This is a genomic window from Nitrospira sp. BLG_1 (assembly GCF_047338595.1).
GTDB lineage: Bacteria > Nitrospirota > Nitrospiria > Nitrospirales > Nitrospiraceae > Nitrospira_D.
Genome location: NZ_JBLFBO010000003.1, coordinates 225,904 through 244,631, shown reverse-complemented (window position 1 = coordinate 244,631; position 18,728 = coordinate 225,904). Strand labels below are relative to the sequence as shown.

At 54.7% G+C, this 18,728-nt stretch carries 16 protein-coding genes; 10 read left to right on the top strand and 6 right to left on the bottom strand.

Annotated features, from left to right (window positions below):
• Positions 1-3: 3 nt before the first annotated feature.
• From ACMTNU_RS05155 to ACMTNU_RS05125, 7 genes are all read left to right on the top strand, one after another.
• Complete coding sequence (locus ACMTNU_RS05155) at positions 4-912, top strand: glycosyltransferase family 2 protein (protein WP_413934162.1); 909 nt, start codon at positions 4-6, stop codon at positions 910-912.
• Positions 913-944: 32 nt separating this feature from the next.
• Positions 945-2,312, top strand: a complete 1,368-nt coding sequence (locus ACMTNU_RS05150) for a glycosyltransferase (protein WP_413934161.1) — start codon at positions 945-947, stop codon at positions 2,310-2,312.
• The gene (locus ACMTNU_RS05145; protein WP_413934160.1) at positions 2,302-3,432 is read left to right on the top strand and encodes a glycosyltransferase; all 1,131 of its coding nucleotides are present in this window, start codon (positions 2,302-2,304) and stop codon (positions 3,430-3,432) included. The genes ACMTNU_RS05150 and ACMTNU_RS05145 overlap by 11 nt, the downstream gene beginning before the upstream one ends.
• Positions 3,433-3,483: 51 nt before the next feature.
• The gene (locus tag ACMTNU_RS05140) at positions 3,484-4,530 is read left to right on the top strand and encodes an MraY family glycosyltransferase (protein WP_413934159.1); all 1,047 of its coding nucleotides are present in this window, start codon (positions 3,484-3,486) and stop codon (positions 4,528-4,530) included.
• A complete protein-coding gene (locus ACMTNU_RS05135) occupies positions 4,527-5,855 on the top strand; it encodes a protoporphyrinogen/coproporphyrinogen oxidase (protein WP_413934158.1) in 1,329 nt (442 codons plus the stop codon). Before ACMTNU_RS05140 ends, ACMTNU_RS05135 begins: the two co-directional genes overlap by 4 nt.
• Before the next feature lie 11 nt (positions 5,856-5,866).
• Entirely contained in the window at positions 5,867-7,045 is a 1,179-nt protein-coding gene (locus tag ACMTNU_RS05130) for a glycosyltransferase family 4 protein (protein WP_413934157.1), read from the top strand.
• 188 nt (positions 7,046-7,233) lie between these two features.
• Positions 7,234-7,875: a class I SAM-dependent methyltransferase gene (locus tag ACMTNU_RS05125; RefSeq protein ID WP_413934156.1), complete on the top strand. Its 642-nt coding sequence runs from the start codon at positions 7,234-7,236 to the stop codon at positions 7,873-7,875.
• Positions 7,876-7,889: 14 nt separating this feature from the next.
• Here ACMTNU_RS05125 and ilvD read toward each other — a convergent pair whose 3' ends face one another.
• From ilvD to ACMTNU_RS05105, 4 genes are all read right to left on the bottom strand, one after another.
• Entirely contained in the window at positions 7,890-9,563 is a 1,674-nt protein-coding gene (gene ilvD / locus ACMTNU_RS05120; RefSeq protein WP_413934155.1) for a dihydroxy-acid dehydratase, read from the bottom strand.
• Positions 9,564-9,580: 17 nt separating this feature from the next.
• Positions 9,581-10,240: a Spy/CpxP family protein refolding chaperone gene (locus tag ACMTNU_RS05115; RefSeq protein WP_413934154.1), complete on the bottom strand. Its 660-nt coding sequence runs from the start codon at positions 10,238-10,240 to the stop codon at positions 9,581-9,583.
• A gap of 338 nt (positions 10,241-10,578) precedes the next feature.
• Entirely contained in the window at positions 10,579-11,628 is a 1,050-nt protein-coding gene (locus ACMTNU_RS05110; protein ID WP_413934153.1) for a DnaJ C-terminal domain-containing protein, read from the bottom strand.
• 86 nt (positions 11,629-11,714) lie between these two features.
• Positions 11,715-12,653, bottom strand: coding sequence for an ATP-binding protein (locus tag ACMTNU_RS05105; RefSeq protein WP_413934152.1), 939 nt, complete (start codon positions 12,651-12,653; stop codon positions 11,715-11,717).
• A gap of 442 nt (positions 12,654-13,095) precedes the next feature.
• Here ACMTNU_RS05105 and ACMTNU_RS05100 point away from each other — a divergent pair, with 442 nt between their 5' ends.
• Both ACMTNU_RS05100 and ACMTNU_RS05095 read left to right on the top strand, forming a co-directional pair.
• Positions 13,096-13,764, top strand: coding sequence for a TrkA C-terminal domain-containing protein (locus ACMTNU_RS05100; protein ID WP_413934151.1), 669 nt, complete (start codon positions 13,096-13,098; stop codon positions 13,762-13,764).
• A 105-nt stretch (positions 13,765-13,869) separates the two neighbouring features.
• Complete coding sequence (locus tag ACMTNU_RS05095; protein WP_413934150.1) at positions 13,870-15,180, top strand: Do family serine endopeptidase; 1,311 nt, start codon at positions 13,870-13,872, stop codon at positions 15,178-15,180.
• 160 nt (positions 15,181-15,340) lie between these two features.
• Here the strand turns inward: ACMTNU_RS05095 and fusA are convergent, their stop codons facing one another.
• Positions 15,341-17,464 carry an elongation factor G gene (fusA, locus tag ACMTNU_RS05090; protein ID WP_413934149.1) on the bottom strand — a complete coding sequence of 708 codons (2,124 nt, stop codon included), beginning with the start codon at positions 17,462-17,464 and terminating at the stop codon, positions 15,341-15,343.
• A 104-nt stretch (positions 17,465-17,568) separates the two neighbouring features.
• Entirely contained in the window at positions 17,569-18,273 is a 705-nt protein-coding gene (radC, locus tag ACMTNU_RS05085) for a RadC family protein (RefSeq protein WP_413934148.1), read from the bottom strand.
• 187 nt (positions 18,274-18,460) lie between these two features.
• On the opposite strand from radC, the gene ACMTNU_RS05080 reads away from it, so the two are divergent.
• On the top strand, positions 18,461-18,634 hold the full coding sequence (locus ACMTNU_RS05080) for a hypothetical protein (RefSeq protein ID WP_413934147.1): 174 nt from the start codon (positions 18,461-18,463) through the stop codon (positions 18,632-18,634).
• Positions 18,635-18,728: the final 94 nt, after the last annotated feature.

Below are 18,728 nucleotides of genomic sequence, written 5' to 3'. Positions count from 1 at the left end.
CTCGTGCAGACCTCACCGTTAACAATATCGATTGTCACGCCATCCTATAACCAGGTCACGTTTCTTCACGAAACGATCGACTCCGTCTTGTCACAGCAAGACCCCCATCTCGAGTATGTCATCATCGACGGGGGGTCAACCGATGGCAGTGTCGATGTGATCAAACAGTACGCCGGCTCGCTGACATATTGGATCAGTGAACCGGATCGTGGACACTATGACGCTGTCAATAAAGGCTTCTCCCATACAACGGGAGACATTATGGCCTGGATCAACAGCGACGATAAATACACACCATCGGCCTTTTCGATCGTACGAGACGTCTTCACACAGTTTCCTGAAATACAATGGCTGACGACCATACAGCCACTGGGCTGGGATGCGACAGGCCAGGCGGCATCCATCAATTTCAGTGGAGGATTCAATCGCACTTCATTCTTGAAAGGGGGCAATCTGCCCACGAAGGGTTCATTTCAGCGACGCTTCATTCAACAGGAATCAACGTTCTGGCGACGCGCATTGTGGGAACAGGCCGGCGGACGGCTGGACACCACCCTTCACCTGGCAGCCGACTTTGAACTATGGGCGAGGTTTTACCAGCATAGTGATCTCTATGGGGTCTTGGCCCCATTGGGCGGCTTTCGATCTCATGGGAATCAACGGTCGGTCTTACACGCGAACCAATACCTATCCGAAGCCGAAATGGTGCTGAGACGACATGGAGGCGGACCTTGTCCATGGCCTGAAGCCCTTCTGCGCGGGGTCGTATGGAAACTCTGTCAACATCTGTCATTGAAACCGATGCCGCCATGGGTGCGGAAGATCGCACAAGGGTCAGGGCTTAGCTTTCCAAGCCACGTGGTGGTGAGGAACGGCACAGAATGGAGAATTATTTCTGGATTCGTGGTGTAGCCGTGTAATCTAGATGAATGCGGATACTCCAAGTGAGCACGTACGATCAGGGAGGTGGAGCCGAATCCATTGCGTGGCGGCTCTCTGAACACTATCGGCGCCGAGGTCATGACTCCGCCATGGTGGTCGGTGAAAAAGTCGGCGAGGACCCTCACGTCATTCCTCTCTCTCAGGCTTCAGCGCATCATGAAACCCACTCCTCGATTGCCCGTTTTAGCCGAACACTGTCCTCGTATGAAGGCCGTCTTCGTGGAATCTGGCGGATGCGTCGCTGGCTCGAAGCCTATGTGGCGCATCCAGATAATTGGTGGGAGACCTGTCTCGGGAGAGACCACTTCCACTTCCCTGAGACCTGGCGACTCCTTGAACTCTCGCCTGCGGACCCGGACATCCTTCATTGCCATAACCTGCACGGCGGTTGGCTCTCACGTGGCGGCTACTTCGATTTGAGGGCGCTGCCAGAACTCTGCCGCACTATTCCGACCATCATCACGCTGCACGATACCTGGCTGTTGAGCGGACATTGTGCCTATACCCTTGGCTGTGAACGGTGGAAAACAGGGTGTGGCCATTGCCCGGACCTTTCAATCTATCCAGCCATCTCACGAGATGGCACGGCTGAGAACTGGCAGCGTAAGCGGGACATCTATGCGGCCTGCCGTCTCTATGTTTCAACCCCCTCACGGTGGCTGTTGCATCAAGTCGAACAATCCATACTGGCACCCGCCATCATTGAAGGCAGAGTCATTCCAAACGGGGTGGATCTGTCTCACTTTTGTCCCGGTTCACAACGGGCGGCACGGACGGCACGGGGTCTTCCACAGGATGCGGCAATCCTCCTTTTTGTCGCCAATCTGGCCAAAAGCAACATGTTCAAAGACTACCGAACCGTCGAACGGTGTGCCATCACAACAGCAGCCCGCTATCAGCATCGCAAAGTCCTCTTACTGGTCCTAGGAGAACAAGGGGAACCGCTCGTCTTTGAGAACGGTGAGGTTCAGTTTATTGCCTTTCAGAGAGATGCCAACATTCTCGCGCAGTATTACCAAGCGGCAGATGTCTATGTCCATGCCGCCAAGTCCGATACGTTTCCCAATACCGTGCTTGAAGCACTGGCCTGCGGCCTTCCTGTTATCGCGACCGCAGTCGACGGCATTCCTGAGCAGATCGAAGAGAGTCGGTCCGGATATTTAGTTCAGGCCGGAGATGCCGACACCATGGCCAGTCGCGTGATCCAACTGCTTTCAAGCGAGGGGTTGCGAACCTCAATGGGGACAACCGCCGCAGACATCGCATCTCGTTCGTTCGGAATTCAGCGGCAAGTCCAAGCGTATTTGGATTGGTATGAGCAGATTCTTGACTCATCACAACTAGCCGGTCAAAGCGCTCATGCCTGCTAAGGTCATGTTAGTGGCTATTGGGCTCGGAGTAGGGGGAACGGAAACTCATATTCTCGAGTTGGCTTCCAGACTGGATCGCTCACGATTTACGGTGACGGTCTGCGCCCTCAAATCCGGCGGGACGATGGCGCAAGAACTCGAAAAGAGGGGAGTGAGGGTTTTGTCATTGGATGGTACCGGAAAACTCGATGCCCGTGTCATCGTGAGACTATTCAAGCTCCTCCAAGCCGAGCAACCGGATGTCGTACAGGCATTTCTCTTCTGGGCGAATGTCGCTGCCCGTGCGTGTGGACGAATTTTGCGGGCATTTCCGGTTATTTCGTCCTATCATGACGAAGTCGTCAGTGAAGGATGGCTGGTGCGCTTGGTGGATCGGCTCACACTAACTTGGACAGACCGCATCGTCTGCTGCTCCGGCGCAGTCGGTCGCTCGGTCGTCTCTCGAATTGGGGGAAAGATCGAACACTGTACCATCATCCCGTTTGGTGTGGACATCGAACAATTTGAGGCTACCGCAGCGGCAACGAGGCGTGAACTCGGTCTGCGAGACAACCAGAAAGTGATCGGAACAGTCTGCCGTCTCGTCGAACCTAAGAAGGGGCTTAGATTTCTCCTGCAAGCCATGGCCGTGTTGGCCAGAAAGTATGGGCAACCGCCTTGCCAATTGTTGATAGTCGGAGACGGGCCATCACGTCACGAGTTGGAATTGCTGCGTGAGCAATTGGACCTTTCTTCCTGGGTCGTGTTCGCAGGATCCAGACGGGATATTCCTCGCATACTGCACGCATTGGACGCCTTTGTGCTTCCCTCGTTATACGAAGGGTTCGGTATTGCGCTTCTCGAAGCCATGGCAGCAGGAAAGCCGGTGATCGCCACTGCCGTGGGAGGGATCCCTGAGTTTGTCCTCTCCGGAGAAACCGGACTGTTAATTGAGCCAGGAAATGTTGAAGCGTTGGCTGATGCGATTGACCGGCTCTTGAGTCATCCACAGCAGGCACGGATCATGGGCGCCAAGGGAAGAATTCACGTAGGAGAGAGCTATCACATCTCGACGGTCGTACGACAGCATGAGCAGGTCTATACGGCTTGCCTTGCTCAGGCCTCGTGCGGCAGTGCCTAATCGCTCACTCTCAATAGCATGCGTCCATCATAATGCTTTGAAAGTCACTTCATGTACTTGTTGAGCTTAACATTCCTGGTCGCGCTCTTCCTATCATTGTACGGTGTGCCCATTGCACGACAGGCTGCGTTGAAATACGGCATTGTCGATGCCCCAGACGGACGTCTCAAACATCAACAGGAACCGGTCCCGTACTTCGGAGGACTCGCGATCTACTTGGCCTTCTTGATGAGTCTCGCCTTCACGTTTGAATTCAGGCAGGACGTCCTGGGAATCATTCTCGGCGCAACCATCGTGGTCATGCTGGGACTCATCGATGATTTCGGAGTGCTCTCGCCCACGACGAAGCTGATCGGCCAACTCCTCGCCGTCTTTGTCCTGATCAAAAGCGGCATTCAAATCCAAATCGCAGCACTCCCGGAATGGCTTGACCTCGCGTTGACCGTCTTATGGATGGTGGGACTCATTAATGCCTTCAATCTCTTGGATATCATGGACGGTCTCTCCGCAGGAATCGGAGCCATCAGCGCCACCTGTTTGCTCCTGGCGGCCTTGCTCCAAGGCGATCAGATCATCGCCTTCATGCTGGCTGCCCTGATCGGAAGCCTCGTCGGGTTTCTGAAATACAATTGGCAGCCGGCTCGGATCTACATGGGCGATACTGGAGCCATGTTCATCGGCCTCTTGCTGGGTGCCATGGCGATGATCGGACAATTCCCAAGCACACACCCACTTTCACTGCTCACCCCTGTCTTTATTTTGGGAATTCCGATCTTCGATACACTCTTCGTCATGTATATCCGGTATCAACGAGGCCTCCCGATATTCCTGGGCAGCCCGGACCACATTGCCATTCGACTCCGGCATTGGGGGATGTCCACCAGGGCGATCGTGCTTGTCAGCTATGTTGCCACTGCGTTGGTTGGATCTATCGGTCTCATGCTCATGATGGTTTCGCATGAGATAGCATGGGGCCTCTGTCTTGGGACGGTTGCACTCCTCCTGACCCTGACGCTGACGTTGAAGCGAATTGAGGTCAAGAAACCCAAGCCCCAGGAGGTTGAGACCTCTCTAGAAGAAAGAAGGCGAGCGGCATGATCCTGATCGTTGGAGCCGGCCTTGCCGGATTGAGCACCGCCTATCATCTTGCAGGAATTCCGTATCGACTCTATGAGCGTGAATCGGAGGTCGGTGGACTGTGCCGATCCTATCGCAAGGACGGATTTACCTTCGACTACACGGGACACTTGTTGCATTTCCGCCAGCCGCAGATCAAGGCACTCGTGGAGCAATTGCTCACAGACAAACTCCAGAAACACCATCGTAAGTCGTTTATTTACTCACATCGAACCTATACCGAATACCCCTTTCAGGTGAACATCCACGGTCTTCCGCCTGAAGTCGTGCGGGAATGCGTGATGGGGTTCATCACCACACTACTGCAACCAGCCCCTGCGCGTGACCCCAAAGATCTTGGCTTCAAACAGTGGATCTTGCAGAACCTCGGAGAAGGAATGGCCAAGCATTTCATGGTTCCATTCAACGAAAAGCTGTGGAAAGTGTCACTGGACGAGCTCACATCCGATTGGGTGTCATGGCTGGTGCCGAAGCCCGAGCTGAAGGACGTGATCAATGGGGCGTTGGGTATCAAGGACAAGGCATTCGGCTACAATCCATCGTTCCTCTATCCTGCATCCAGCGGGATCAGCATCCTACCGGAGTCCTTCCTGCCTGGCATTACCAATGTCACAGCCAATATTGAACTCCTTGAGGTCGATACGAAACGTCGGCTCGCGCGATTCCACGATCGGCTCAGCGGCACGACGCGAACGGAACACTACGAGGCGCTCGTCTCGACGATTCCGGTTCCTGAACTTGTGCGCAGGTGCCTCGATATGCCCCTGTATCTCAAGGAAGCCGCTGAGGAACTGCGGTGGGTGTCGGTGTATAACCTCAACATGGCCGTGGCACGGGAGCAGGTGTCGGACAAACATTGGCTCTATTTCCCCGAACCCGAATTTCCTTTTTATCGCGTCGGATTTCCTATGAATTTTTCCCCGTCGTTGGGACAACCTGGCTGTAGCTCGATGTATGTTGAGATCTCGCACCGACCGATGGAGCATCAATCGGCTGACCAGCTTGCCGCCCAGGCCAGGGCCGGATTAGAGCAGGCTGGTATCCTACAGCGCAGTGACGAGATCGTCGTCTCAGATGTGAAGGATTTGCACTACGCCTATGTCTACTTCGATCGCCATCGCGCGACCGCCATTCCCGCCATTCTCTCCGAGCTCGAGCGGCGTGGCATCTATTCCATCGGGCGGTATGGCCGTTGGGAACATACCTCAATGGAAGATGCCATCGGGCAGGGAAAGCAACTGGCGGAACGACTCCGATTGGAACAAGATCACGCCCTTTCTGCATAGTCGCAGGTGTCGTGGACACGATTTGCCATATCATCACCAAGCTTGAACTCGGAGGGGCACAGGAAGTAGCACTCCATGTCGTGTCACATCTCGATCCGACGAGATATCGGGCAGTTTTGATCAGCGGACCAGGGGGACTGCTCACAGAGGAAGCCCAGCGGTTACCTCACGTCGAGGTCACTATTGTTCCTGCATTAGGCAGGACAATTCATCCGTTCGCAGATCTCGTCGCTTTCATTCAGTTAACCAAACTCCTTCGCCGGGTTCGCCCATCCATCGTCCATACGCATAGTTCAAAAGCAGGCATTCTTGGCCGATGGGCCGCATGGTTCGCCGACGTTCCGGTCATCGTTCACACGATTCACGGATATGGCATCACGCCTGTACAGCCTCGCTGGTTGAGACATCTCTTGCTCATGGTGGAACGAATCACGGGATGGATCACGACCCAGTGGATTGCCGTCTCACAGGCAGATATCGAGAAAGGACGGGCCTGGCGTCTGTTCAGGAACAACGTCTTGTTGGTACGACCGGGTATTGATCCTAGACCATTTCAGGAAGGGCTGGTAAGCACAGACCGTGAACGGCTGAGGAGGGAACTTGGCGCAGAGCCAGGAACACGTCTCATTGGAACCGTAGCATGTCTCAAACCACAAAAAGCTCCGGAGGATTTTATCGAGGTGGCAAAGCTGGTCACCCAATCACTACCAAATATCCGGTTCGTCCTCGTCGGAGACGGAGAATTGCGCGCAACGATCGAATCGATAATCGTACGGCATCACCTTCACGATTGTGTGCACTTAACCGGGTGGAGACGTGACATTCCGGCGGTGATGCACGCGTTCGATGTATTCCTCTCAACATCTCATTGGGAAGGACTACCTCGAGTATTACTTGAAGCACGTGTCGTAGGTCTACCCATCGTCGCCACAAACGTCGGAGGGGCCGATGAGGTTGTGGTGGGGCCGGCGATCGGAGAGCTCTGTCAAGCAGGCGACATTACCGGATTGGCCAATACCCTCATCCGCATATTGTCATCTCCAGTGAAACCATCGGAATCTCGTCGAGCAGACCCCTCTTTGCTCCCACGCGAGTTTCACATCAGTGAAACGGTTCTGCAATACGAACAATTATATGATCGTTTACTGAATCCCGATCATGATGGAATGACTCACAGGCTAGCCGCCTGAGCATAATTCAGCGAACACCAACTTAAATGGACCTCCTCACGCACGTCACGCCTCGACGCCATTGAATCATGACGTTTGTCCCATTTGAGATCCTTCATAATCTGCTTCTTGGATTGAAGCCAATTTCTCACTTGATTCAGCGATACCACCTGACAGGAATCAACTCCGATTCAGGAAAGGTAGATGAAGTGTTTAAGATATACAGCCGATTTGATCCGCCTCTTGGAAAGGAGGTATTGGAGATTGGGCCCGGACAGACCTTGGATGTCTTGGAAAAAGCACTCACGGCAGGAGCGGCCAATTCTACGGCTGTGGATGTGTTGAGGTACGTTCCTGAGATGCTGGCGAAGAGAAAACGGATTCGTTATATCATCTATGATGGCCGGCGGCTCCCATTCGATTCTTGTCGATTCGATTGTATCTGGTCCCATACCGCTCTTGAGCATGTGCGCCACCCAGCTATGACTGTCACAGAATGCTTTCGGGTACTACGCACCGGTGGGCACCTCGTTGCTCTGATTGATCTCGGCGACCATTCGTACTACGGGTTGCACCCCCCACAACCACTGAAGCTATTCGATTGCCTCCGTTATCCTGAGTGGCTCTGGAATCTGATGAAGTCGAACCGCAGCTCTTACACCAATAGGCTAAGAAAATCAGACTGGATCAGACTGTTTACCGGGGCGGGATTCGTGATTGAACACCAAGAATCCACGGTGAGCCATGTTATTGCCGAAGCGCTTCCTTCACTTCCATACCTACAGCGATATACATATGAGGATGCCGTAACCAGTGTCATCACACTCTGGCTCAAAAAACCACAAGTTTGAGCCTTCCCCGGTGCTCAACTCGTCACGGCACCTTCCGAAGCAGAAGAGACGTGTCTGGCATACTTTCCCATGACTCCGGACGTGTATCGAGGAGTCGGTCGTTTGACCTTCTTCAATCGAGCCGTGATCTCCCTTTGCGAGAGCTTCACATCAAGGCGGCGTTTGGGAATATCAAAGGTGATGATGTCGCCGTTCTTGACTGCCGCAATAGGTCCGCCCTTCACCGCCTCAGGCGCTACATGACCGGCCATGAGTCCGTGCGTGGCACCGGAAAAACGGCCATCGGTGAGTAAGGCAACAGAATCACCGAGCCCTGCGCCGACGATCGCCGCCGTCACACCGAGCATCTCGCGCATCCCGGGACCACCTGAGGGGCCTTCGTACCGAATGACGACGACGTCACCGGCCTTGATTTGCCCGGCATTGACCGCCACAAAGGCGTCTTCTTCCTGATCGTAGACCTTCGCCGGTCCTTGAAACTTCGTCATCGAATGGCCGGCCACTTTGACCACACAGCCCTCCGGCGCCAAGTTTCCTTTCAAGATGACAAGGCCGCCGGTTGGCTTGATCGGATGGGTGAGGGGACGCAACACTTGCTGCCCGGAGGCTTCACGAGCCTGCGACGCCTCTTCACCGATCGTCCGACCGGTGACAGTCGGCTGATTCCCGTGGAGTAACCCGGCATCGAGTAATCGCTTGGCAACTAAGGTCGTACCCCCAGCCGCATAGAGATCCGCCGCGGCGAACCGACCGCCAGGTTTCAGATCAGCTAAGAGGGGAACCTTGCGGTTGATCCTGTCGAAGTCGTCGATGCTCAGCTTGATTCCGGCTTCCCGAGCGATCGCGAGAAGATGCAGCACGGCATTCGTAGAGCCACCGGTCGTGGCGACCGCGGCAATGGCGTTCTCCAGTGACTTGCGAGTAATCAGCTGGCGAGGACGAAGGTCCTGCTTCACCAGCTCCATCACCATCTTGCCGCACTCAAACGCCACGTCATCCTTCCGCCCATCCATGGCGGGTACTCCATTGCGGCCCATGGGCGAAATCCCAAGAAACTCGAAGGCAATGGCCATGGTATTCGCCGTAAACTGGCCGCCACAGGCTCCAGGCCCCGGACAAGCGTGGTCCTCCAAATCTTTGAGTTCGACATCGGTCATTTTTCCTGAGGCATGCTTGCCGACGGCTTCAAAGACATCTTGAATGGTCACATCATGCCCCTGAAACTGCCCCGGCATAATCGACCCGCCATACAGCATGAGCGACGGCACGTTCAACCGGGCGAGGGCCATGACCGTGCCGGGGATCGTCTTATCGCAGCCGGACAGTGCCACGACCGCATCAAACAAATGCCCACGTGCAACGAGTTCAATTGAATCAGCGATGACCTCACGGCTGATGAGTGAGGCTTTCATCCCCTCGGTCCCCATGGAAATTCCATCGGACACGGCGATGGTATTGTACTCAATTGGAGTCCCACCGGCAGCTCGGATACCGGCTTTCACTCGTTCTGACAGCCGGCGCAGATGGAAATTGCAGGGCATGACCTCAATCCACGTGTTAGCGACGCCTACAATTGGTTTTGTCAAGTCGTCGTCCGTAAAGCCGACGGCTTTCAACATTGCTCGAGCCGGGGCACGTCCGGGCCCCACCAAGAGATCATGACTCTGAAGCTTCACTTGTTTTTTCATCGGTCGTTGAGGTCCTCTTACTGCACAGACATGTTGTTCGGCGATGTCGGAGGTGCTACCTCATGCGGATTCTTCCCGTGAGGGTTGCTCCCATGGGGATTGGCACCATGAGGGCTCGCACCGTGGGGATTGCTCCCATAGGACATGGCCCCGCCATGATGCATCCCTGAGCCTTTATGTTGGTCCATCACTTTCTCATGCTCGGACTTTTCCTTTGCACGCTGTTCCGGGGTCAAGACCGCCATCACGTCGCGGCGAGCCTTAATGGCCGCCATGCGTAATCCGATTTGAAGGTCTTCGCTCTGTCTCAGTTTGGCCTCGATCGCTCCCAAATCCGACTTCTCCTCATCAGTCAGCGCTTTGACCTCGCGTTCAGCAATCTGAATATCCGCTTCTGTCTTGATCCGGACACGGTCAAGGTTCAACTGCAGCTCTTTGAGCTTTGTAACCTGATCCGCACTGAGTCCAATATCTTTCTCATGCTTCAACAAATGTCGTATCAAATGGCCGGTCCCGGAATGCATCATCCCTTTCCCGTACCCATGACTGCCACCGGCACCATGCCCACCGCCTGCATGGCCATAGCTTGGATCATTCGCCCACAGACTGGGTACACCCAACACCAACAGACAGGCCGACAGAACCGTAACCGTTGCCGTCTTCATAACTGACCTCATGCATTTCCTCCTTGGTTTGGAAGCCCCTCGCCCGAAGCTTGCCACAGCACGCGCTCCAACGCAAGCGACCGATTCGACTTCATCATGCGTGTCGAAGTGGTGGCCCTGTCGTGTCTCTCACAGGATGCGGGACACGCCTCTTGACCTCGATGGCCGTCGCTTCACATCCAGAACACTAGCTGGTGTTCGTGAAACGTGAAGCGCCTCGGTCAACGGTTTCACGTTTCATGTTTGAGGTTTCAGGTCTCCGTACAAGGTGAAACATTGAACGTGAAACCTGAAACTTGGAATTAAAGAAACGTATGACGCTTCACGAGATACACTTCACGCGAATGCGGCTAATAGCGTTGTGCCTGATGGAGGAGTTCTGCGCGGGGATCCGGATGCCGTTGTTTGCTCAACCGTTCGTAGAGGATTCGTTCTTCTTCCGTGGCCATCGTCGGCATCACAATCTGCAATGCCAGGAAGAGATCTCCTGCTCCACCGGTAGCCGAGGGAAGTCCTTTCCCCTTGAGTCGAAGTTTTGCATCAGCCTTGCTTCCAGGCGGCACTTTGACTTTCACCGGCTCCGTCAAGGTGGGGGCCGTCACATCCGCGCCGAGAATCGCTTCCCACGGATAGATGGGGAGGGTGACATGGAGATCCGAACCCTGCCGACGAAAAATCGGATCAGTGGCCATACTCACCAGCAGATAGAGATCGCCACGCTTGCCACCATCGCTCCCCAGCTGACCTTTCCCCGCGACTCGGACACGAGTTCCGTCCTGCACACCAGCGGGGATTCGCACTTCAATCGTCTTGTGACCGATCGTTCGCCCGGTTCCCTGGCAGGCTCCGCACGGTCGCCCTCGAACGGTGCCATGCCCTTGACAAGGGGAACAGGTTTGAGGTTCCCGAAGATTCACCCGCTTCACGACACCGGTCAGGACTTCACGTAAGGTTAACTGCACTTCCGTCTCTAAATCCTGCCCAGCTCGTCCGCTCTCACCGCGCCCTCCCGTCCCCTGTTTGCGATTGCCAAAGAGACTCTCAAAGAAATCTGAGAAGTGCTCCCCCGAACCACCACGACTGTTGGGGTCTTGGTCAACATCCCACGGACTGCTCGCACCCCTGGTCCAAGCTTGCTGACGCGCCTTTTCAAATGCTTGAGCTTGATCCCACTCACTCCCATACTGATCGTACTTCTTTCGCTTTTCAGGATCGGTGAGGACCTCCTGCGCTTCATTCAACTCTTTAAATTTCTTTTCCATCTCGGCCTTCTTCGAACCAGAATGAAGGTCGGGATGGTATTGGCGGGCGAGCCGACGAAACGCTTTCTTGATCTCGTCAGCTGAAGCCGTGCGGGAAACACCGAGTGTCTGATAGTAATCTTGCGGAGCCGTCCCCATACAATGTCCGTTAGTGGAGAATTCAAAAAGCTGTCGTTGCTAGTCAGCTTACGGAGTGCGCACAAGGTTTGCAAGAGCCGAATGGGTCAGCGTGCCGGTGCGGCCTTGGCCCGCGCCATCAGTTTACAATAGGAGCAGGTTTCGCCAGTGGTGGGTTGCCCGCAAGTGGGGCAGGGATGGAGCGAGGCTTGGTCTTTCTCCGTCATGGTCGCGTTGGTCGGTGCCTTCTTGCGCTGCTTCTCCAAAAACCCCCAATAGAAGTATTGTTTCGTTCCGGGGGATTCCGTCTCCAGCCGGTTGAGCACCTCCTTATAGAGGAGGGTGCGCGCGCCCTGCGCCATCGGACATTCATCCACGATGTAATCAATGCCGTTGAGCACGCAGTAGGCGGCGAGTTCCCGCTCCGTCAATCGATAGAGGGGCTTCACCTTTTTGGCAAAGCCTTCGATTGAGGCAGGAAGGTTAGGGCTCTGTTTATCAAGATACTCTTCTTGCCAATGGAGCACGTTGCCGAGCAGCCGAGCAGCCTCATCATCGAGATTGTGGCCGGTCGCCATCACGTCGTAATCCTGTTCGATCGCAACGCGATTAAATTGATAGCGTTTGATGGTGCCGCAGGTACTACAGGTCGGGCGACGCACAAGCTGCGCCAATTCTTTGATCCCGGCGCCTTCGGTTTGCTCAACCGTGTGGAGGTGCAGTGTAGCGCCATAGGGTACGGCGACCGTTTCGGCATAGCGCTGAACTTTGTCTTTCGAGCGATCCGAATAGTCCGGGATACCGAGATTCACATAGAGCGCGTCGGCCTTATAGCCGAGCTTCATGAGAATATCCCACAAGGCCAGACTATCCTTTCCTCCTGATACAGCCACAAGAATGCGGTCATCCTTCCTAAACATCTCTTGCGACTTGATCGCCCGTACCACTTGATCTTGCGTGAAAGAGTTAAAGCAGATCTTACAGAACGCCGCGTTGTGACGCGGCAATTTCAGCACGGCTTTAGTCTTACATTTCGTGCAGTTCATTGGCCTGATCATACGGACGAAGCCGACCGATTGCAAATAAGGTTGTCCCGCTGAAGGGGGAGTAGGAACCCGAAACTCGGCAGAGAATTCCTTCACCCCATTCTTTAGTAGCGAATTAATTTCCACCGGCTCAAGAATGAGACGAGTGGACCACCCAGCCTCAATATCTCAAACAATAGCATGAACTTTTTCAGCAAGGTGCACGGCGCAGCTGCTTCATGACAGAACTTTGAATTTTTGATAGCTCAATAACGGCATTGGTCGGCTGTTGATGCAAAGGGACGTGGTGATAGGATCGCGCACCGCTCTTGCGAAGTAATGTGCTATAGTCCGATTAGCGTCTACGTAACTCCAGTTCCTGGAGCCCTGGAGTAGGAACTCGATAGATACTTACAGGTGGACGGAATAATCTATAAGTTGACATAATATACGTTATCAGAACATGGCATTTGAACTGCTAGACCGGGTCCACAAAGAACTTTCGATTACCGGACATGCCTTTTATGAAGGCATCTTGTCGATTTCTGAAGTCGTCAACCGCAAGGTTGAAATTATCCGACTGCATTGGCAAGCGTCCTCCTTGCTCCAACGCATCGACGATGTGACCGCTCGAGTTGGACGACTCATTGCCGTGCAGGTATCCGATCGACTCCACTCCAGACTTCAGTCGGATTCAATTGTGTACGCGGTTGATGAGGCCTTGACTGATGCCAGAGCCCGCGTGCATGAACTCAAGCGCTCCCTCCTGCAAGTCGACGCACAAATCCGCGAACTCAAACTTGAAACGATTCATCAAGATTTGCTCTTACTGCACCACGACTTGACCGTCCGATCGGCCGGGATTGAGCGGCTCACCGTCATGCGTGAAGCCGAGGCAGCCGGACAACCCATGAGTGCCATTCCTCAACCACTCGTACGTTATGTGGCGACCGTTCTGCGAGGTCCCTTCCTCTTGGCGCCAACGAGTGACCTCGTCCTCCGCCCGGGCGATATCGTGATCGCAATCGGTCCTCAAGGTGAACTCGATCAACTCACGCACTGGTTGACCGGTCAGCGCCCCCTCACCCCCGCGCTGACACGTTCGCCGCAGGTAGTAGGCACACCGACCTAAGATCAGTTACAATCTTCGGACATGAGATTGCTGCCGTTCCGTACAGCGCGTCTTCTATCTGGTGGCCCCCTGTTCCTCCTCGTCCTCCTGGTATCAACCTCCTTCGTGCCGACGGTCGAAGCCGTCTCCGCCGACTCGCCGGGCCTTCGGGTGCTCGAAGAAATTCAAACCGTCATTACTGAACTCGCTGAACAGACCAAGCCATCCGTCGTAAACCTCTTCCCCATCACCACGGCAGGAAGGCTGCGCGACACCTCCGGAGACCGGACGCCGAATACATCGGGCTCCGGTTCAGGCCTCATCGTGGATCGTGACGGACACATCGTGACCAACAATCACGTCATCGGCGATGCCACGGAGATTGAAGTTCGTTTCTCAGACAAGACCAAGCTCATTGCACAAGTGATCGGGAAGGACCCGGATACGGATTTGGCACTGCTCAAAGTAACAGCCGATCGACCACTTCCTAGCGCGCATTTCGGTGACTCTTCCATGGTCAAAGTGGGCCAATGGGTCCTGGCTGTCGGAAACCCCTTTGGCTTGGACCGTACGGTGACCCTCGGCGTCGTCAGCGGCATCGGTCGTGAAAACATGAATCTCTCCCGGTACGAAAACTTTATTCAGACCGATGCATCGATCAATCCTGGAAACTCAGGTGGACCGTTGTTCAACCTTCGAGGTGAAGTGATTGGAATCAATACGGCGATCATCAATTTTGCTCAAGGCATCGGGTTTGCCATTCCCTCGAACATGGCCAAACACGTCATTGAACAACTGCTGGCCAAAGGAAAAGTCATTCGCGGATGGCTTGGGGTCGGCATTCAACCTCTGACGACCGAGCTCGCCAAGAAATTCGGCGTCTCCGATGGTGAAGGGGTCTTGGTCAACGAAGTGTTTGAAAATGATCCTGCCGCCGTGGCCGGAATACGACCTGGTGATGTCATCGTCCGGATCGATGGCGCGATCGTTGATTCACCGAACAAGCTTTCTCGACTGATCGGAACACTGACTCCTGGAGCGCAGGCCAAGATTGATGTGATCCGAGATCTCAAACACGTGACGCTCACCATTCTCCTCACGGAACGCCGCGACGCGGCAGCCGTACCCACGGCTCCTCACGCGCGAGCCGAAGTAAAACTTGGAGTGGAGGTTCAGGAGTTAACACCAAGTCTTGCTGAAAAATTCAAGCTTCGAGAAACGAAAGGCGTCATGATTGTGCGAGTCGAGTCAAACAGCTTGGCTCACGCGGAAGGACTGCGCGAGGGTGACTTGATCAAAGAAGTCAACCGTACGGAAACCGCTACGCTCGCCGACTATAGTGCAGCCATTTCTCGATCACGACGTGGCGACACGATCTTGCTCCGTGTACTCCGTGAAACACGCGCATTCTATGTCGTCTTGAAAACCTCAGACTAGTCCGCTTTGTTCAGACAGCCTTCCCAGACAACGTACTCCACGAATCGTCATATGTTCCTTTGATCATGAGTTTCAGGTTTCACGTTGTGCAGAGACCACAACCTCAAACCTGAAAGATGAAACGTGAAACCCTTGGTCGAGACGCTTCACAGTTCACCCATTACGAATGCGGGCTAGTGTGCTGCATGGACGCAACAGCCTGTCCTTCAGCTTTCCGCTTCTCCAGAATCTTTCCCACGAGATCTCGTGGCACTTCGTCGTACTGCGCAAACTCCATGGCATAACTTCCTCGACCGGCAGTCATGGCATGCAACGCAGTGGCGTACCGAAGTAATTCCGCCAGCGGCACCAACGCCGTAATCTGCTCCACATGATCCTGGGCATTCACGGAGAGGATACGTCCTCGACGGGCATTCAAATCTCCCATCACGGCCCCAACCGTCTCGGTCGGTGTGTCGATTTCGATCGTCATGATCGGCTCCAACAGTACCGGATGGGCACTCTCTATCGCTTTTCTAAAGGCCATCGAACCTGCGATCTTGAATGATATCTCTGAAGAATCAACTACATGGTAGGACCCATCATATACAGCGACCTGAACATCGACCACCGGACAGCCGCTCAGTGGACCTTCATGCATCGCTTCATGCACGCCCTTCTCAACCGCCGGTATAAAATTCCGAGGAATGGCCCCTCCGACCACTCGATTCTCGAAGGCAAAGCCCTGTCCCCGGGCTAACGGTACCACCTCAAGCCAACAGTCGCCGTATTGTCCGTGCCCACCCGTCTGTTTTTTGTACTTCCCCTGCGCCTGAGAGAGTGTCTTGATGGTTTCTCGATAAGGGATTTTCGGAGTATGGAGAATGACATCAACTCCAAACTTTCGGTGGAGCTTTTCGAGCGCAAGATCGATATGGAATTGCCCCATCCCACTGAGGACCATTTCTTTGGTCTCCTCGTTTCGGGAGAATTCCAGCGTCGGGTCTTCTTCGATGAGTTTGTGCAGGCCGAGACTGACCTTGTCGACATCCGCCTTCGACTTGGCCTCGATCGCATACGACAGAATTGGTTTCGGTAGACCAAGTCCCGGATAGCAAATGGGACTCCCCTCATGGGCCAACGTGTCACCGGTGTGCGTGTCTTTGAGTTTTGCCATCGCCACAATGTCTCCAGCCTTGGCGGAATCAACCGCCACATGCCGCTTCCCCAAGACTCGGTAGAAATGGCCAAGTTTCTCTCGTACGTGCTTTGATGCATTGAGCACCGTCGAATCAGCATGGATGCTCCCTGACACGACGCGACAGTAGGACAAACGACCGACAAATGGGTCAATGATCGTCTTAAAGACATACGCGGAAAAAGGTTCGTCGATAGTCCCCTTCCGCTCGCACGTGTCCTGTGTCTCAGGCTGGACACCGTACCACGGATGAGCCACGCCGCGCTCAGCCGGTGATGGGAGAAGACTCACTATGGCGTCAAGTAGCGACCACACGCCCACGTTCTGCGTGGCTGATCCGGCATAGACGGGAAGCAATTGCCTGGTCACCATCCCCCGACGCAGGCCTTCACGCAGAGCGTCCTCACTCAAGTCGCCCTCTGCGAGATAGGTCTCCAGCAGTGCCTCTCCACTCTCTGCCACGGCCTCCAATAGCTGGGTTCGTGCTCGGCTCAGACTCTCCTCCAGATGCGCTGCCATCGGGAGAAACTCGGCTTTCACGGAACTCGGTCCGGATCGCACAAGCTGTTTGAGCCGCACGTCAATCACACCATCCAACGTTCCACCTGAACGGACCGGCACCGTCATGGGAATCAGCAGACAGCCAAGTTGTTGACGACACTGTTCAAGCGCGTTCTCATAGGCGACACCACCCTTATCAAGCCCGTTCAGGAACACCATACAGGGAACTTCCAACTCTTTGATCCTTGCCCATAGGCGAGCCAGTTCGGTGCGCACGCCGATCTGTTCGGTCATCACGAGCACGACCGCATCGATGGCACGAAGCGCGGCCATCGACTCACCGAGTAACGCGAGTGCGCCCGGCGTATCGAGAAGGGTAAATTGGGTATGATTCCAGAAAAACTGGAGCAGGCTGGTACTGGTCGACGTACGATGACGGAGCGCTTCAGGCTCAAAATCAGAAACGGTCGTGCCCTGCGTGACGGAGCCAAGTACAGGGAGAGCTCCACCCGTGTACAACAAGGCCTCACAGAGAGAGGTCTTCCCTGCACCGGCACTGGATATGATGGCCACATTCCTGACGGACTCTACACAGATTGTTTCCATGTTCGGCCCTCCTTGTGCAGCAATAGTGTCTTACGACATTGTAAGCCTCACTGTGTTATTACCGTACTCAGGTTGACGAGCGTTCCCATGGTGTCAGCCATCGCCTACTGCTCGGTCAGCCACCCCTCGTCCGCAAAACTCACATAGCGACCATCGCCGAGGATGACATGGTCTACCACACGAATCCCCAACAATCGGCCGGCTTCAACCAGTCGACTCGTCAACTGCCGATCTTCTCCACTCGGTGTGGGATCTCCACTGGGATGATTATGAAGCAGAATCACGGCAGCTGCCGATTCACGGACGGCCAGGGCAAAGACCTCACGCGGATGTACAATGCTGAGCGTCAGGCTGCCCTCAGACACCGTCACCTCTCTGATGACGACATTCTTAGCATCCAGCAGGACCACCTTAAACAGTTCGTGCTTCACCTCACGCAAGAGCGGGTGAAAGTGCTTGTAGAGATCAGCACTCGATGAAATACGCGTTCCGGTTGAGAGTGGCGCAGCGAGTGATCGTCTCCCCAGTGCCAGGGCAGCCTTGAGCTGAGCTGCTTTGGCCGGACCAATTCCAGGGATGGTGCAGAGTTCGTCGGTCCCGCAGGCAGCAAGCCCCCCCAGCCCACCCATCCGATCAAGAAGTTCCAGTGCGACCTGGACGGCTGAGGCATCGCGACGGCCGGTTCTCAGCAGAATAGCCAATAGATTGGCGTCGGACAGGGCTTCCGGCCCTTTGGCCAGCAGACGCTCACGCGGTCGCTCCGTTTGGGGCCAGTGCGCAATGCCATTTCCGCGATCTCTGCCTGCCATGACAACCCTCGTGATGGACAAAAAATTGACGAGCCGGACTCTTTTGTACTGTCAATTTCCTGGAAATAGCTGATTCCAGTCAACTACGTAAACCGTAAGTCATTGAAAACAAACAGAATGACAATTTGGTGCAGCTTTTGCTTAAATTCGCCGTCAGCTGTGAACGTAACCACCCTGGGAGGGTTCAATGGAATGTCCGAAATGCAAGGGAATGATGATGTTGGAGCGGTTCTCGGACTTCTTTCTCGTATTCTATGCATGGAAATGCATCAACTGCGGCGCCATTATCGACCGCACCATTTCCAATAATCGCCGAAAGAGTTTGGCTGCCCGCGATTCTCAGACCGTTGGGACGCGCTAAACCCATTCGACCATTCAGGCTCGAATTCCAAGCCCGTAGAGTCTGTGCGACAGTCCGAGCAGATCACGGAAGTTCTCGGACATCGCGCACAGGC

Coding starts and splice junctions, on each gene's coding strand:
- ACMTNU_RS05145 (WP_413934160.1), top strand. CDS start 2,302: ATGCCTGCTAAGGTCATGTTAGTGGCTATTGGGCTCGGAGTAGGGGGA.
- ACMTNU_RS05140 (WP_413934159.1), top strand. CDS start 3,484: ATGTACTTGTTGAGCTTAACATTCCTGGTCGCGCTCTTCCTATCATTG.
- ACMTNU_RS05135 (WP_413934158.1), top strand. CDS start 4,527: ATGATCCTGATCGTTGGAGCCGGCCTTGCCGGATTGAGCACCGCCTAT.
- ilvD (WP_413934155.1), bottom strand. CDS start 9,563: ATGAAAAAACAAGTGAAGCTTCAGAGTCATGATCTCTTGGTGGGGCCC.
- ACMTNU_RS05115 (WP_413934154.1), bottom strand. CDS start 10,240: ATGAGGTCAGTTATGAAGACGGCAACGGTTACGGTTCTGTCGGCCTGT.
- ACMTNU_RS05110 (WP_413934153.1), bottom strand. CDS start 11,628: ATGGGGACGGCTCCGCAAGATTACTATCAGACACTCGGTGTTTCCCGC.
- ACMTNU_RS05105 (WP_413934152.1), bottom strand. CDS start 12,653: ATGAACTGCACGAAATGTAAGACTAAAGCCGTGCTGAAATTGCCGCGT.
- ACMTNU_RS05100 (WP_413934151.1), top strand. CDS start 13,096: ATGGCATTTGAACTGCTAGACCGGGTCCACAAAGAACTTTCGATTACC.
- fusA (WP_413934149.1), bottom strand. CDS start 17,464: ATGGAAACAATCTGTGTAGAGTCCGTCAGGAATGTGGCCATCATATCC.
- radC (WP_413934148.1), bottom strand. CDS start 18,273: ATGGCAGGCAGAGATCGCGGAAATGGCATTGCGCACTGGCCCCAAACG.
- ACMTNU_RS05080 (WP_413934147.1), top strand. CDS start 18,461: ATGGAATGTCCGAAATGCAAGGGAATGATGATGTTGGAGCGGTTCTCG.